At 72.9% G+C, this 15,684-nt stretch carries 13 protein-coding genes and 1 pseudogene; 5 read left to right on the top strand and 9 right to left on the bottom strand.

The annotated features are described in order from the left end of the window. Window positions 1–69: 69 nt before the first annotated feature. The gene (locus tag BMY88_RS14235; protein WP_139220477.1) at window positions 70–633 is read right to left on the bottom strand and encodes a hypothetical protein; all 564 of its coding nucleotides are present in this window, start codon (window positions 631–633) and stop codon (window positions 70–72) included. 93 nt (window positions 634–726) lie between these two features. Then, the gene (clpB, locus tag BMY88_RS14230) at window positions 727–3,315 is read right to left on the bottom strand and encodes an ATP-dependent chaperone ClpB (RefSeq protein WP_091944493.1); all 2,589 of its coding nucleotides are present in this window, start codon (window positions 3,313–3,315) and stop codon (window positions 727–729) included. Window positions 3,316–3,529: 214 nt separating this feature from the next. Here clpB and BMY88_RS14225 point away from each other — a divergent pair, with 214 nt between their 5' ends. Both BMY88_RS14225 and BMY88_RS14220 read left to right on the top strand, forming a co-directional pair. Continuing rightward, window positions 3,530–3,988: a MarR family winged helix-turn-helix transcriptional regulator gene (locus tag BMY88_RS14225; RefSeq protein WP_091944490.1), complete on the top strand. Its 459-nt coding sequence runs from the start codon at window positions 3,530–3,532 to the stop codon at window positions 3,986–3,988. Window positions 3,989–4,042: 54 nt separating this feature from the next. After that, window positions 4,043–4,483, top strand: a complete 441-nt coding sequence (locus BMY88_RS14220) for an OsmC family peroxiredoxin (protein ID WP_091944486.1) — start codon at window positions 4,043–4,045, stop codon at window positions 4,481–4,483. Between the two features lie 66 nt (window positions 4,484–4,549). On the opposite strand, the gene BMY88_RS14215 is transcribed toward BMY88_RS14220, so the two are convergent. From BMY88_RS14215 to dnaK, 7 genes are all read right to left on the bottom strand, one after another. Next, complete coding sequence (locus BMY88_RS14215) at window positions 4,550–6,145, bottom strand: MFS transporter (RefSeq protein WP_244524692.1); 1,596 nt, start codon at window positions 6,143–6,145, stop codon at window positions 4,550–4,552. A gap of 47 nt (window positions 6,146–6,192) precedes the next feature. Further along, a complete protein-coding gene (locus BMY88_RS14210) occupies window positions 6,193–6,678 on the bottom strand; it encodes a MarR family winged helix-turn-helix transcriptional regulator (RefSeq protein ID WP_091944483.1) in 486 nt (161 codons plus the stop codon). Window positions 6,679–6,867: 189 nt separating this feature from the next. Next, entirely contained in the window at window positions 6,868–7,353 is a 486-nt protein-coding gene (locus BMY88_RS14205) for a MarR family winged helix-turn-helix transcriptional regulator (RefSeq protein ID WP_091944480.1), read from the bottom strand. After that, on the bottom strand, window positions 7,350–7,826 hold the full coding sequence (locus tag BMY88_RS14200; RefSeq protein ID WP_091944477.1) for a heat shock protein transcriptional repressor HspR: 477 nt from the start codon (window positions 7,824–7,826) through the stop codon (window positions 7,350–7,352). The genes BMY88_RS14205 and BMY88_RS14200 overlap by 4 nt, the downstream gene beginning before the upstream one ends. Next, entirely contained in the window at window positions 7,823–9,040 is a 1,218-nt protein-coding gene (gene dnaJ / locus BMY88_RS14195) for a molecular chaperone DnaJ (protein WP_091944474.1), read from the bottom strand. The genes BMY88_RS14200 and dnaJ overlap by 4 nt, the downstream gene beginning before the upstream one ends. Window positions 9,041–9,059: 19 nt before the next feature. After that, a complete protein-coding gene (gene grpE / locus BMY88_RS14190) occupies window positions 9,060–9,776 on the bottom strand; it encodes a nucleotide exchange factor GrpE (protein ID WP_091944470.1) in 717 nt (238 codons plus the stop codon). After that, window positions 9,773–11,635 (bottom strand): molecular chaperone DnaK, encoded by a 1,863-nt coding sequence (dnaK, locus tag BMY88_RS14185; RefSeq protein ID WP_091944467.1) that lies wholly within the window; start codon window positions 11,633–11,635, stop codon window positions 9,773–9,775. The genes grpE and dnaK overlap by 4 nt, the downstream gene beginning before the upstream one ends. Before the next feature lie 326 nt (window positions 11,636–11,961). Between dnaK and BMY88_RS24455 the strand changes: the two are divergent. The 3 genes and pseudogenes from BMY88_RS24455 to BMY88_RS14175 form a co-directional block, all read left to right on the top strand. Further along, window positions 11,962–12,162 (top strand): annotated as a pseudogene (locus tag BMY88_RS24455) (type IV toxin-antitoxin system AbiEi family antitoxin domain-containing protein); the annotation flags it as partial. A gap of 219 nt (window positions 12,163–12,381) precedes the next feature. Then, on the top strand, window positions 12,382–13,020 hold the full coding sequence (locus BMY88_RS24450; RefSeq protein ID WP_244524695.1) for a hypothetical protein: 639 nt from the start codon (window positions 12,382–12,384) through the stop codon (window positions 13,018–13,020). Between the two features lie 364 nt (window positions 13,021–13,384). After that, complete coding sequence (locus tag BMY88_RS14175) at window positions 13,385–15,670, top strand: (Fe-S)-binding protein (RefSeq protein ID WP_091944464.1); 2,286 nt, start codon at window positions 13,385–13,387, stop codon at window positions 15,668–15,670. The last annotated feature ends 14 nt before the right edge of the window (window positions 15,671–15,684 follow it).

Raw genomic sequence — 15,684 nt, 5'->3', positions numbered from 1 at the left:
TGCCGGAGGGCCCTGTTGGATCGTCACGGTTGGGTCACGATGCCGGGGCGGCGTCGTCCGGGCCAGGCCTCAGCGCACGGCGGCGCGCCGTCGTCCCTCGTTCTGGTACCACTCGGCCGAGGGCCGCAGGGCCAGCGCGACGACCCCGGCCAGGGTCGCGGCCAGGGTGAACGCCGACATCGAGGTGAGGAAGCCGGAGCCGGTGGTGGGGGCGCCCGCCCCCGACACCCCCGCCAGTCCGCTCACCGCGGCCAGGACCCCCAGGATCAGCAGCACCGTGCGGGCCCAGCCCCGCCCCGTCCAGGCGAACCAGATCACCAGCGCCTGCACCGCGTACAGCGCCAGGGTGAGGGCCAGCACGACGGTGAACAGCGTGCGGGCGGTGTCCTCGGAGAGGTTGTCGTCCATCGCCCGCAGTTCGTCGACGACGGCGTCGGGGTCGGCGAACTGGACGCCGAGGGCGATCAGCCCGAGGACCAGCGTCGCCACGAAGGCGCCGAGCCCGATCCGCACGCTCAGCGGCCGCTCCGTCGGCTCCGGCGGGGCGCCCTGCCCCGGCGGTGGGGGCGCGGGTGCGTAGCCGTACGGCTGGGGCGGGCCCTGCTGGTCGGGGCCACCCTGTGCTGCCGTCATGTCCACTCCCTGTCGCGCCGTGAGGCCACGATCATGACGGACGGCCGGGACGACGGATCACCGTCGTCCCGGCCCCGCGGCCGGCGTCCCTCGTCACGCGCGGCGGACGACCAGCCCCTCGACGGAGAGGTCCTCCGGCGCATCGACCAGCACCTGGTCACCGTCGCGGATGTCGCCGGACAGCAGCGCGCGGGCCAGCTGGTCGCCGATCGCAGACTGCACCAGCCGGCGCAGCGGGCGGGCCCCGTAGACCGGGTCGAACCCGTTGAGCGCCAGCCAGTCCCGGGCGGCGTCGGTGACGGTGAGCGTCAGCCGCCGGGCGGCCAGGCGCCGCGCCAGGACGTCGACCTGGATGTCGACGATGCCGGTCAGCTCCTCGCTGCCCAGGGCGCGGAACACGACGACGTCGTCCAGGCGGTTGAGGAACTCGGGCTTGAAGTGCCCGCGCACGACCTGCATCACCGCCTCCCGCCGGCGGTCCTCGGGCACCGACTGGTCGGCGATCAACTGGGAGCCGAGGTTCGACGTCAGGATCAGGATGGTGTTCCGGAAGTCGACCGTGCGGCCCTGCCCGTCGGTGAGGCGGCCGTCGTCGAGCACCTGCAGCAGCACGTCGAAGACGTCGGGGTGCGCCTTCTCCACCTCGTCGAGCAGGACGACCGTGTAGGGGCGCCGCCGGACCGCCTCGGTGAGCTGGCCGCCGGCCTCGTAGCCGACGTAGCCGGGCGGGGCGCCGACGAGGCGGGCGACCGAGTGCTTCTCGGAGTACTCGCTCATGTCGACGCGGACCATCGCCCGCTCGTCGTCGAACAGGAACTCCGCGAGCGCCTTGGCCAGCTCGGTCTTGCCGACGCCGGTGGGGCCGAGGAAGAGGAAGGAACCGGTGGGCCGGTCGGGGTCCGCGACGCCCGAGCGGGCCCGGCGGACGGCGTCGGACACCGCCCTGACCGCATCCGGCTGCCCGACGACGCGGCCCGCGAGCCCGTCCTCCATCCGCAGCAGCTTCTGGGTCTCGCCCTCGAGCAGCCGGCCGGCGGGGATCCCGGTCCAGGCCTGCACGACCTCGGCGATGTCGTCCGGGCCCACCTCCTCCTTGAGCATCGAGTCGCCGGTCTCCACCGACGTCTCCGCCTCGGTCAGCGCCTTCTCCAGCTGCGGGATGCGGCCGTAGCGCAGCTCCGCGACGTGGGCGAGGTCGCCGTCGCGCTCGGCGCGCTCGGCGTCGGTCCGCAGCCGCTCGAGCTCCTCCTTGATCTGCTGGATGCGGACGATGGCGCCCTTGTCCTGCTGCCAGCGAGCGGTCAGCTCGTCGAGCTCCTGGCGCCGGTCGGCGAGGTCGGCTCGGAGGGCCGCCAGTCGCTCCATCGAGGAGGGGTCGTCCTCCTTGGCGAGGGCCATCTCCTCGATCTCCAGCCGGCGGACGGCGCGCTCGACCTCGTCGACCTCGACCGGCCGGCTGTCGATCTCCATGCGCAGCCGGCTGGCCGCCTCGTCGATCAGGTCGATCGCCTTGTCCGGGAGGAAGCGGGCCGTGACGTACCGGTCCGACAGCGTGGCGGCGGCGACGATCGCGGTGTCGGTGATGCGGACGCCGTGGTGCACCTCGTAGCGCTCCTTGAGCCCGCGGAGGATGCCGATGGTGTCCTCGACCGAGGGCTCGCCGACCAGCACCTGCTGGAAGCGCCGCTCCAGCGCCGGGTCCTTCTCGATGTGCTCGCGGTACTCGTCCAGCGTCGTCGCGCCGACCATGCGCAGCTCACCGCGGGCGAGCATCGGCTTGATCATGTTGCCGGCGTCCATCGCGGACTCGCCGGTCGCGCCCGCACCCACGATGGTGTGCAGCTCGTCGATGAAGGTGATGACCTGGCCCTCGGCCTCGGTGATCTCCTGCAGCACGGCCTTGAGCCGCTCCTCGAACTCGCCGCGGTACTTGGCGCCCGCGACCATCGCGGCCAGGTCCAGCGCCATCAGCCGCTTGCCCTTGAGGCTCTCGGGGACGTCGCCGGCGACGATCCGCTGGGCCAGGCCCTCGACGATCGCCGTCTTGCCGACGCCGGGCTCGCCGATGAGCACGGGGTTGTTCTTGGTCCGGCGGGAGAGCACCTGGACGACGCGGCGGATCTCGGTGTCACGGCCGATGACCGGGTCCATCTTCCCGTCGCGGGCGCGCTCGGTGAGGTCGACCGCGAACTTCTCCAGCGCCTGGAAGGTGCTCTCGGGGTCGGCCGTCGTGACCTTCCGGTTGCCGCGGACGGTGCGGAAGGCGGCGAGCAGGGCGTCGCGGGTGGCGCCGGCGCTGGTCAGCACGGTGGCCGCCTCGCCGTCGGACGCGGCGAGGCCCACGAGCAGGTGCTCGGTGGAGACGAACTCGTCCCCGAGCGCCCCCGCCTGCTCGCCGGCGGCGTTGAGGGCGCGGAGGAACTCCCGCGACGGCGAGGGGGCGGACACGGTGGCGCCGCTGACGCTGGGCAGCCGCTTCACGGCGGCCTCGGCCTTGGCCCGGACGTCGGCGGGGTCGGCGCCGGTGGCCTTCAGCAGCGGCACCGCGATGCCGTCGGACTGCTCGAGGAGCGCGACCAGGAGGTGCAGGGGCTCGAGCGCGGCCTGGCCGCGGTCGACGGCCAGCCGCTGCGCGGCGGTCACGGCCTCCTGCGAACGGGTGGTGAGCTTGCTCTGCGCCATCGGTGGCGGGGCTCCCTCTTCGGTGTGGGGCCGGTGGGTCCCGGCCGGTCGATCGATCCAACGTGCCTGAGGTTGAGTCTGTTCCACTCAACCCTGGTGCGTCCACCTGCCGCACCCGTCCCGTCGATCGGACGCGAGCGACCCCTCACCCGGCTACCGCATCCGGTCCCGACCTCCGGGACGAAGTGCTCTTTTGCGCCCGTAGACTCCGGGCATGACGCGCCTGCCGGCCCCGAGCGTCCTCCTGGAGGACCAGCTCTGCTTCGCGCTGTACGCCGCGTCCCGCGCCCTCACCGCGCGCTACCGGCCGCAGCTCGACGAGATCGGGCTGACCTATCCGCAGTACCTGGTCATGATGCTGCTCTGGGAGCAGGACAACCAGACGGTCGGCCAGCTCGGCGCGCGGCTCAACCTCGACAGCGGCACCCTCTCCCCGCTGCTCAAGCGGCTCACCGCGGCGGGCCTGGTGAGCCGGCACCGCCGGGTGGAGGACGAGCGGTCGGTCGCCATCGCGCTCACCGAGGAGGGCCGCGCGCTCCGCGGGCGCGGGCTGGCCATCTCCGAGGACATGATCTGCGCGCTGCAGCTCGACGTCGCCGACTTCGACAGCCTCAAGTCCCAGCTCGAGACGCTCATCCAGCGGGTGGGCGCGGTCGAGCAGCCGCGCGGCTGAAGGGCCCGCCACGGATCGTCGTCCGCCCGTCCCCCCGTCGAACAGGAGCACCCCATGCCCTCCCGCACCGCACGTACGGCCTGGAACGGCACCCTGCAGGAAGGGTCCGGACAGGTCGAGCTGTCCAGCTCGAAGGTCGGCACCTTCGAGGTCAGCTTCCCCAAGCGGACCGCCGACGAGGCCGCCGGCACCACCAGCCCGGAGGAGCTCATCGCGGCGGCGCACTCGTCGTGCTTCGCGATGGCGCTGTCCAGCCAGATCGGCAAGGCCGGCGGCACGCCCCAGTCGCTGGAGATCAGCGCCGACGTGACGCTCGGCCAGGTCGACGGCGCCCCGACCATCACCGCGATCCACCTCACCGTGCGCGGCGAGGTCGAGGGGCTCGACGCGGCCGGCTTCGAGCAGGCCGCCCAGGCGGCGAAGGCCGGCTGCCCGGTCAGCAAGGCCCTCGCCGGCGTCGGTGAGATCACGCTGGACGCCGCGCTCGAGAGCTGAGGCCGCACGCGACGGTGGCCCAGGACCCGACGGGTCCTGGGCCACTCGCGTCCGGCGGTCGGCCGATCAGCGGCGGGCGAGCACCGGCTCCCCGGCCTTCGCGGCCGCCTCGGAGCGCAGCCGCTCCTCGCCGCTCTCGCCGCTCAGGGCGACCTCCCGGATGAAGGCGATGGCGACGACCGCGGCCACCGCCACGAGGCCGGAGATCAGGAAGACGCGCCCGGTCCCGTCCCCGTAGGAGACGGTGATCAGCTCCCGGATCGCCGGCGGGGCGTCGGCGAGGTCGGCCAGGCCGACGCTGCCGGAGCCGGAGGACGCCGCCCCCGCGGGGAGACCGGCGGTGATCAGCGTGCCGACCCGGGCGCTGAGGACGGCGCCCAGGACCGAGACGCCGACCGTGCCGCCGAGGCTGCGGAAGAAGGCCACCGCGGAGCTCGCCGCACCCAGGTCCTGAGCCGCGACCGTGTTCTGCACGGCCAGGACCAGGTTCTGCATGGTCATGCCGATGCCGGTGCCGAGCACGAAGAGGAAGACGCCCAGGAGGGGCATCGGCGTCTCGTGGTCGATGGTGGAGAGCAGCCCGAACCCGACGACGACGGCCAGCGAGCCGCCCACCAGGAAGGCCTTCCACCGGCCGTACCGGCTGATCAGGATGCCGGAGGCGGTGGAGGAGACGAGCAGCCCGGCCACCATGGGGACGGTGAGCAGGCCGGCCGCCGTCGGCGAGTAGCCGCGGGAGATCTGCAGGTACTGACCGAGGAAGACCGAGGCCCCGAACATCGCCACACCGATCGCGATGCTGGCGATGATCGCCAGGGTCGTCGTCCGGTCGCGGAACAGCCGCAGCGGCACGATCGGCTCCTTCGCGCGGGTCTCGGTGACCAGGAAGGCGATCACCGACAGGCCGCCCCCGGCGAGGAACAGCGCCGACTCCGTCGACGACCAGGCGAAGGTGTTCCCGGCCAGGGTCACCCAGATCAGCAGCGACGAGACGGCGGCGGCCAGGAACGCGACGCCGAGGTAGTCGATGTGCACGTCCCGCTTGGTCACCGGCAGGTGGAGGGTGCGCTGGAGCAGCACGAGCGCGACCGCGGCGAAGGGGACGCCGACGTAGAAGCACCAGCGCCAGCCCAGCCAGCTCGTGTCGACCAGGAGGCCACCGAGCAGCGGCCCGCCGACCGTGGCGACGGCCATGACGCCGCCGAGCAGGCCGGAGTACCGGCCACGCTCGCGGGGGCTGATCATCGCGGCCATGGCGATCTGCACGAGCGCCTGCAGGCCACCGAGGCCCAGGCCCTGGAGCACGCGCCAGGCGATCAGTGTCTCGACCGACTGGGAGAGCCCGGCGAGCATCGAGCCGGCGATGAAGATGACGATCGACAGCTGGATGAGCAGCTTCTTGCTGAACAGGTCGGCGAGCTTGCCCCAGACGGGCGTGGAGGCGGTCGAGGCGAGCAGCGTCGCGGTGATCACCCACGTGTACTGGCTCTGGGAGCCGCGCAGGTCGGTGATGATCGTCGGCAGGGCGTTGGAGACGACGGTCGAGGACAGCATCGCCACGAACATCGCCAGCAACATGCCGGAGAGCGCCTCGAGGATCTGGCGGTGACTCATCCCGCCCTGCTGCTCCACGGGCGCGGGTGCGTCGACTGTGGTGGTCACGGTTCTCCTGGTCGGTGCGGAGGGCGAGGGGCGCTCGGACGCGGCGGTCACGAGGCGGCCCGGGTGGAGGCGAGACGACCGGGGTCGCGGACGGCGGCCTCCAGGTCGTCGAGGAGGCGTTCGACGAGCTCGGACAGGCGGACGGCGTCGTCCTCGTCCCATCCGGCGAGTGCAGAGGCGGCCCAGTCGTTGCGGAGCGCGCGGGTCGTGGCCAGCGCGCCCGCGCCGGCCTCGGTCAGCCGCAGCAGGCTGGCGCGCCCGTCGCGGGGATCGGCACGGCGCTCGAGGTAGCCCGCCCGCTCGAGCGCGCCGACCTGCCGGCTGGCGACGGAGACGTCGATGCCCGCCGTCGCGGCCAGCTCGCTGCACCGCTGCTCGCCGCCTCGCTGGAGGGGGACGAGCAGGGCCCAGGCGTAGGAGGGCAGGTCGCCGTAGAGCACGTCCGCGGCGCGGGCCCCCAGGTGGCGACCGGTGCGCAGCAGCCGGGAGAGGCCGGCGGTGAGCCGGTCACGGGTGTCGCGGGTGGTGGGCATGGCGTCCTCGGCAGATCATGTGCTTGCAGACGCCAACCATATATCCGGTTGGTTGGAGTCTGCAACGACATCTGCCGTGGTGTCCGCCACTCGCCCGGACGCCGTCGATCATCGGCGGGTGGCTGCCCGCCACGCCGGTGGGAGCAGCCACCCGCCGATGATCAACAGGGGACGGGGCGGCCGGGTGCCTCAGCCGGTGGGGGCGGCCGTCCCGCGGATCTGGGCCTCGCCGAGCCGGTTGAACCGGCCGAGCAGCTCACCGAGCCGGGCGACGTCGGCCACCGGCCAGTGCGACAGGTCCTCCTCCCAGCGCGCCCGCCGGGCCTCGCGGATGGCGGTCAGCTGCCGGGCCCCCTCGGCCGAGGGGGTGAGCACCTGGGCGCGCCCGTCGGTGGGGTCGGCCTCGCGGCTGACCAGCCCGAGGTCGACCAGGGAGGACACCTGGCGGCTGACCGTGCTCTTGTCCAGCCCCAGCCGCACGACCAGGTCGGTGGCGCGCAGCGGGCCGGCGTCGGCGAGCAGTGCCAGCAGGCCGTAGGCGGCGCCGTCCAGGTCCGGGTGGAGCTCGCGGGCCAGCCGGGTGGACATCGCCCGCGATCGGCGCAGCAGCAGCCCGATCTCGCGCTCGACGACGACGTAGGCCTCGTGCGTGTCGATCGGCCGGTCCACGCTCATCGGCTGTCCCGCGGGCGCCAGACGACCAGCGCCGAGGTGGAGGGCCGCAGCGGCACCAGTGCGCTGCCGTAGCGGGGATGGCCGCCGTAGCCCGCGCGCGCGGCCGACTCCGCGGCGATCCGGCCCCGCTCGGCGACCTCGAGCTCGTCGAGGAGCTCGCGCACCCGGTGCTGCAGCGCCTCGACCTGCGACTCGAGCTCGATGATCCGCTTGATCCCGGCGAGGTTGACGCCGTCCTCCTGGGACAGCCGCTGGACCTCCCGCAGCAGGGCGACGTCGCGCGGGCTGTAGCGGCGCCCCCCGCCCGCCGTCCGGCCGGGCCGCACCAGGCCGAGCCGGTCGTACTGGCGCAGGGTCTGGGCGTGCATGCCCGCGAGCTCGGCGGCCACGGAGATCACGAAGACGGGCGCGTCCTCGGCAACGGCGCGGCCGGCGTCCGCCCGGCCGCGGTCGCCGTGGATCGGGGCACTCATCGCCCGCCCCCGGCGGAGACGGCCGCGGTGATCGACGGCCGCGGGTCGCCGAGCTCGGCCTCGAGCGCCTTGATGGCCTGCTCCGCGGCCGGCGACACCCGCTTGGGCACGGCGACCTCGACGGTGACCAGCAGGTCACCGGCCCGGCTCTTGCCCGGGACGCCGCGCCCGCGCACCCGCAGCGTCTGACCGCTGGCGGTCCCGGCGGGCACCCGCAGCGACACGTTGCCGTCGAGCGTCGGCACGGTCAGCGTCGTGCCGAGCGTCGCCTCGCCGAAGGTGATCGGCACCGTCAGGGTGAGGTCGCTCCCCGTACGCCCGAACAGCTCGTGCGGCGAGACGTGGACGACGACGAACAGATCGCCGGCCGGTCCGCCCCGCCGTCCCGGCGCGCCCTTGCCGGCGAGCCGGATGCGCTGACCGTCCTTGACACCGGCGGGGATGCGCACGGTGATCGTCCGGGTCTGCGTGGTCACGCCGCTGCCCGTGCAGGTCGGGCAGGGGTCGTCGACCACCGATCCGCTGCCCCGGCAGTTGCGGCAGGGCTCGGAGAAGGCGAACGCCCCCTGGCTGCGACTGGTCACCCCGGCGCCGGAGCACACGGGGCAGGTGTGCGGGGAGGTCCCGGGCCGCGCCCCGCTGCCGGCGCAGGTCGGGCAGGTGCCCGGGCTCTGCATGCGCAGCGGCACGGTCACGCCGAGGACGGCCTCCTCGAAGGAGAGGGTCGCCTCGGTCTCGACGTCCTGGCCGCGGGCCGGCCCGGAGGCCGCCTGGCTGCGCGCGCGGGCGCTCCCCGGGGCCGCCCCGCCGCCGAAGAGGCCGCCGAGCAGGTCACCGAGGCCGCCGGCGCCGGACGCCCGGCCACCCCCGGGCGCGCCCGCCGCGCCGAAGAGGTCGCCGAGGTCGAAGGGCTGGCCGGTGCCGGCGTTGTTCGGGAAGCCGCCGGGGAAGCCGGCCCGCGCGCCCGCACCGCCGGCGCCGAACAGGCGCCGGGCCTCGTCGTACTCGGCCCGGCGCTTGGGGTCGGACAGGACGTCGTAGGCCTCGGAGACGTCCTTGAACCGGGCCTCCGCCTCCGCGTTGCCCGGGTTCTTGTCCGGGTGCAGGTCGCGGGCGAGCTGGCGGTAGGCCTTCTTGATCGCCGCCGCGTCGGCGTCCTGGGCGACGCCCAGCGCGGCGTAGTAGTCCTTCTCGATGAAGTCCCTGGTGCTCATCGGACGCCCCCTCTCCCGCTCAGTCGGACGCCGGGAAGCCGGGAGCCGGCTCCTCCGCCGTCGCCGCGGCCTGCTCGCTCCCGGCCGGCGGGGGGTTCTCGGGATCGGTGACGGCGACCATCGCCGTGCGCAGCACCCGGTCGCCGCGGCGGAAGCCCTGCCGCAGCACCGTGGTCGCGGTCGGCTCGCTCACCTCGGGAGAGGTGTCGTGCATGACCGCCTCGTGCAGCGCCGGGTCGAAGGGGTCGCCGGGCGCCCCGAACGCCTCCACGCCCAGGCCGTCGAGCACGCCGAGGACCCGGTCGGCGACGACCTTGAACGCCCCGGTCAGGTCGCCGTGGTCCCGTGCCCGCTCGATGTCGTCGACGATCGGGAAGAGGCCGGTGGCGAACCGCTCCGCGGCCTGGTCGACGACCAGCGTGCGGTCGCGGTCGACCCGACGGCGGTAGTTGGCGTACTCGGCGGTGACCCGCTGGAGGTCCTCGGTGCGCTCGGCCAGCCGACTGTCCAGGTCGCCGTCCCCGGACCGGACGTCCCCGGCCTGCTCCGGCGCCGGCCGCGCCGCGTCCGCCGTCTCGTTCTCGCTCATCTGCTCCCCTGCTCGACGACTCGTGGAGGCGCCCGGCGGGGAGCCGGCCGGCTGCTCGCCGGCCGGCTCCCGCACCGCGCCGCTGGTGGGGTCGATCCGCCGCTTGTCACGGATCACGACCCGCGGCTGCTCGTCCCCCGTACTCATCGGCGGGTGTCGTCCTCGTCGACGATCTCCGCGTCGACGACGTCGTCGTCCGCCGCCGTGGCACCGCCCGGGGCCCCGGCCTCGGGGCCGGCCTCGGCACCCGCGGCACCGCCCTCGGCCTGCTGGGCGTAGAGCGCGCCGCCGACCTCCTGCGAGACGCGGGCGACCTTCTCCTGCGCGGCCTTGATGGCGGCGATGTCGGAGCCGCCGAGGGAGGACCGCAGCTCGGAGAGCGCCTCGCCGAGCTCCTCCTTCTTGTCGGCCGGGATCCGCTCGCCGTTCTCGGCCAGGAACTTCTCGGTCTGGTACTGCAGCGACTCGGCCAGGTTGCGGGTCTCGGCCTCGTCCCGGCGCTTCTTGTCCTCCTCGGCGTGCGCCTCGGCGTCCTTCATCATCCGCTCGATGTCCTCCTTCGGGAGGGCCGAGCCGCCGGTGATGGTCATCGACTGCTCCTTGCCCGTGCCGAGGTCCTTGGCGTGGACGTGGACGATGCCGTTGGCGTCGATGTCGAAGGCGACCTCGATCTGGGGGACGCCGCGGGGCGCCGGCGGCAGACCGGTCAGCTCGAACATGCCGAGCTTCTTGTTGTACATCGCCATCTCGCGCTCGCCCTGGAAGACCTGGATCTGCACGGACGGCTGGTTGTCGTCGGCCGTCGTGAAGATCTCCGAGCGCTTGGTCGGGATCGTGGTGTTCCGCTCGATGAGCTTCGTCATGATCCCGCCCTTGGTCTCGATGCCGAGGGACAGCGGGGTGACGTCGAGGAGCAGGACGTCCTTGACCTCGCCCTTGAGGACGCCGGCCTGCAGCGCGGCGCCGATGGCGACGACCTCGTCGGGGTTGACGCCCTTGTTGGGCTCCTTGCCGCCGGTCAGCTCCTTGACGAGCTCGGTGACGGCGGGCATGCGGGTCGAGCCACCGACCAGGACGACGTGGTCGATCTGGCCGACGGAGATGCCGGCGTCCCGGATCGCCTGGTTGAACGGCGCGCGGGCCCGGTCGAGCAGGTCCTGCGTCAGCCGCTGGAACTCCGCGCGGGTGATGGTCACGTCCAGGTGCAGCGGGCCGTCGGCACCGGCGGTGATGTAGGGCAGGTTGACGTTGGCCGACTGGGCGCCCGACAGCTCGATCTTGGCCTTCTCCGCGGCCTCGCGGAGCCGCTGCATGGCCAGCTTGTCCTTCGACAGGTCGATGCCGTTCTGGGCGTTGAAGGTGCGGACCAGGTGGTCCATGACCTTCTCGTCCCAGTCGTCGCCACCGAGGTGGTTGTCACCCGCGGTCGCCTTCACCTCGATGACGCCCTCGCCGATCTCCAGCAGGGACACGTCGAACGTGCCGCCGCCGAGGTCGAAGACGAGGATCGTCTGCTCGGTCTCGCCCTTGTCCAGGCCGTAGGCCAGCGCGGCCGCCGTCGGCTCGTTGACGATCCGCAGGACGTTGAGGCCGGCGATCTCACCGGCCTCCTTGGTGGCCTGGCGCTGCGCGTCCTCGAAGTAGGCAGGAACGGTGATGACGGCGTCGGTCACCGGCTCGCCCAGGTAGGTCTCGGCGTCCCGCTTGAGCTTCTGGAGCGTGCGGGCACTGATCTCCTGCGCGGTGTACTTCTTGCCGTCGATCTCGTCGGTGGTCCATGTCGTGCCCATGTGGCGCTTGACCGACCGGATGGTGCGGTCGACGTTGGTGACGGCCTGGTTCTTCGCCGACTGGCCGACGAGGACCTCGCCGTTCTTGGCGAAGGCCACGACCGAGGGGGTGGTGCGTGATCCCTCGGAGTTGGCGATGACCGTCGGCTCGCCACCCTCGAGGACGGTCACGACGGAGTTGGTGGTGCCGAGGTCGATGCCGACAGCTCGTGCCATGGGGAGGCCTCTCTTCCGGAGTGCGGGTGTGGTGCTGGTCCGTGTGGTGCTGCGTGCTTGTCTGTCGCGTGCTGGTCTGTCGTGTGCTGGTCTCAGGAGGGAGCCGGCGGACGCCCCCGACCATCTTGCGTCGGGTCCGCTCAACTTTCCTGCCCAGCGTAACGGCACCCCGCCGCGCGGTGTTCCCGGGGGCGTGAACTCGCACCCTCGCCCGCGTTCTCCCCCGCCCGCGGACGCGCGGATCGCGATCGGCGCCGTCCGGTCGCCACCCTCGGCGTGCGCCGTGGGGACCGCGCCCCTGCGGCGAGGACGGCGATCAACAGAAGATGCCCCTGTCCACAGGACAGCCGCGAGCAGTGACGACCGTCGCCGCCCCCACCACCGTCGGGCGCGTGCACCCACTCCTCCGCGCCGCGAGCGAGCGGCAACTCGGCCTCGTCACCGCCGCCGACGCCGGGCGAGCCGGCTACGACACCTCCGAGATCAGGCACCTGTGCCGGTCCGGCCGTTGGGTTCGCCTCCGCCGCGGCGTCTACGTGCCCCAGGAAATCCTGACCGCGCACGAGGCCTCCGGTCGCCGCCACCAGGTCGACTGCCTGGCCGTACTCCTCGGCCTGGGCCGCCCGACAGCCACCCTCAGCCACGGCACGGCCGTGCGGCTCCGCGGCTTCCCGGTGCCGCGCGACGCGCCACCGGTCGTGCGCCTCACCGACCCTCACCAATGGCGACGGGGCAGGGACTGGGCGATGACCGCCGCCCCGCTCGAACCACCGGACGTCGAGACCTCCGGCCCGTTCCGCCTCACCTCGGCCGCGCGCAGCCTCGTCGACGCGGCACGCGAGTGGTCCCTGGAGGACGCCGTCGTCGCCATGGACGCGGCGCTGCTCAGGAAGCGGACGACGCCCGCACAGCTGGCCCGCGTCGCCGAGTACCAGCACCACTGGCCGGGCGCCCCGAGGGCGCAGCGGGCCATCTCCCTTGCGGACGGCCGAGCCGAGTCGCCACTGGAGACCCGCGGGCGGCTGCGGATCCTCGGCTCCGGGCTGCCCACCCCCGAGCTGCAGGTGGAGATCCACTCCGGCGGCCGCATGCTCGCCGTGGCGGACGCCTGGTTCGACGAGGCCGCCGTCGCGATCGAGTTCGACGGTCGGGTCAAGTACACGAAACCCTGGCGCGACCCGGGCCGCGTGCTGTGGGAGGAGAAGCGCCGGGAGGACGACGTCCGTGCGCTGGACGTCCGCGTCCTCCGGGTGGCCGACCCCGACCTCGGTCCCCGCTGGCCCCGCACCGCCGAGCGACTACGGGACTGGCTGTCGACCCCCGGCCCCGCGGTGCGCCGGTTCACCACCGTTCGCCGCGCCCACGGCACCTATCGCGGCGGCTGACTCCGCGGACGGACCGCAGGGAAGATCGCCGTCCTCACGGGATCGTCGCCGTCCGCACGTCCGATCGCGAGGCCGGCGGTCGCAGCGCGGAGTTCGCGATCATCGGCTCGGGCGGCGGACGGCGGACGGCGGCCGGCGGGCGGTGAGCCGGGTCACCCGGGACATCTCGGACCGGCGGCGGTTGCGGTTACCCACGAGTAGCCTGAGCCCGCGCCGGTTATCGTGCGCAGGCGCGGGCAGCGGTGCCCGTAGCGGTCCGCCGCCGGCCCTCCGGCCGGTGCGCGGCGACGAGGGCGCACCTCCCGTCGCCGGGTGGGCCGGAGATCGTCCGACGCCGCCGGGCGTCCGGGAGGGAAGCACTCTGATGACAGGCCCGCTGCAGATCGTCATGGGGACGATCAGCGTCCTGTTCCTGATCGTCGCGTCCGTGCTCGCCTACCGGGCGGTCCGCGCGATGATCAGGATCATCACGACCGGCCAGCCGGACGGCAGTCGCAACGGCCCGGTCGGTCCACGCCTCAAGACCCTCGTGGTCGAGTCGCTCGGGCACACCCGGATGCTCAAGTGGTCGGCCATCGGTGCCGCGCACTGGTTCGTCTTCCTCGGGTTCTACGGCCTGTTCCTCACCCTGGTCGAGGCGTTCGGGGAGGTCTGGAACCCCGAGTGGCACCTGCCGCTCATCGGTGAGTGGAGCCTCTGGAACCTCTTCGCCGACATCATCGGCACCGGCACGATCCTCGGGATCCTGTACCTGATCTACCGGCGACAGAAGGACCACCCCCGCCGCCAGGGCCGCACGAGCCGCTTCGCCGGGTCGAACGAGGGGCGCGGCTACTTCGTCGAGGCCGTCGTCCTCACCGTCGGCGTCTGCATCCTGCTGATCCGCGCGCTCAAGGTCTCCTCCGACCTGACCGACGCCCCCGGCTGGTCGCACCCGATCTCCGGCGCCCTGGGGAGCGTGCTGCCCGACAGCCCCGACCTGCTGTCCGTGGTCGCGTTCATCAAGATCCTGGTCTCGCTGACCTGGCTCGTGGTGATCAGCCGGATCCTCAACATGGGCGTCGCCTGGCACCGGTTCAGCGCCTTCTTCAACATCTACTTCAAGCGGAACGACGACGGCACCGTCGCCCTCGGCCCGCTGCAGCCGATGACCTCGAACGGCAAGCCGATCGACTTCGAGGATCCCGGTGAGGACGACGTCTTCGGTCGCGGCAAGATCGAGGACTTCACCTGGAAGGGCATGCTCGACTTCACCACCTGCACGGAGTGCGGCCGGTGCCAGAGCCAGTGCCCGGCGTGGAACACCGGCAAGCCGCTGTCGCCGAAGATGGTCGTGATGGACCTGCGGGACCACCTCTACGCGAAGGCCCCGTACCTGCTGGGGGAGAAGACCGCCGCCGAGACCGCGCCGGACTACGACGTCCTCAAGCCCAGCGACGAGCAGGTGTGGGCCTCGGGCTACGCGCGCATCGAGGGCACCAACGACGCCCAGGCGCACCGCCCTCTGGTCGGCACCCTCGAGGAGGGCGGGGTCATCGACCCCGACGTCCTGTGGAGCTGCACCAACTGCGGCGCCTGCGTCGAGCAGTGCCCGGTCGACATCGAGCACGTCGACCACATCATGGACATGCGCCGCTACCAGGTGCTCATCGAGTCCAGCTTCCCCTCCGAGGCCGGCGTGATGATGCGCAACCTGGAGAACCGCGGCAACCCGTGGGGCGTCAGCCCGAGCACCCGCGGCGAGTGGATCCGCGAGATGGACTTCGAGGTCGAGGTCGCCGACGGCCCCCTGGACTACGACGTCGAGTACCTGTTCTGGGTCGGCTGCGCCGGCGCCATCGACGACCGCGCCAAGAAGGTCACCAAGGCCGTGGCGGAGCTGCTGCACACCGCCGGCGTCCGGTTCGCCGTCCTCGGCGAGGGCGAGACCTGCTCGGGCGACCCGGCCCGGCGCATGGGCAACGAGTTCCTGTTCCAGATGCTGGCCCAGGAGAACGTCGCCACCCTCGACGGCGTCTTCGAGGGCCGCGTGCCGGGCATGCGCAAGATCGTCGTGACCTGCCCGCACTGCTTCAACTCGCTCGGCCGGGAGTACCCGCAGGTCGAGGGCCACTACGAGGTCGTGCACCACACCCAGCTGCTCAGCCAGCTCCTCGAGGAGGGCCGGCTCACCCCGGTCACGCCGATCGACCGCAAGATCACCTACCACGACCCGTGCTTCCTCGGTCGACACAACAAGGTCTACACGCCGCCCCGGGAGATCCTGGACTCCGTGCCGGGCCTGTCCACCCAGGAGATGCACCGCTGCAAGGACCGCGGCTTCTGCTGCGGCGCCGGCGGGGCGCGCATGTGGATGGAGGAGAAGATCGGCAAGCGGATCAACGTGGAGCGCACGGAGGAGGCCCTCGGCCTCGACCCCGACGTCATCTCCACCGCCTGCCCGTTCTGCATCACGATGCTCTCGGACGCCCTCACGTCCAAGAAGCAGAGCGGCGAGGCCGCCGAGCACGTCGAGGTGCTCGACGTCAGCCAGATCCTGCTCCGCTCGATGGCGCCGGTCGGCGCCCCCGGGACCGAGGCGGGGGCCGAGGTCGGCACCGCGCGGGACGACGTCGCCGGCACCGGCTCGGCCGCGACGGAGCACGAGTAAGGACCCCGTCCTCC

The organism is Trujillonella endophytica, from assembly GCF_900110555.1.
Classification (GTDB): Bacteria; Actinomycetota; Actinomycetes; order Mycobacteriales; family Geodermatophilaceae; genus Trujillonella; species Trujillonella endophytica.
This window is presented reverse-complemented; position numbering and strand designations above follow the sequence as displayed.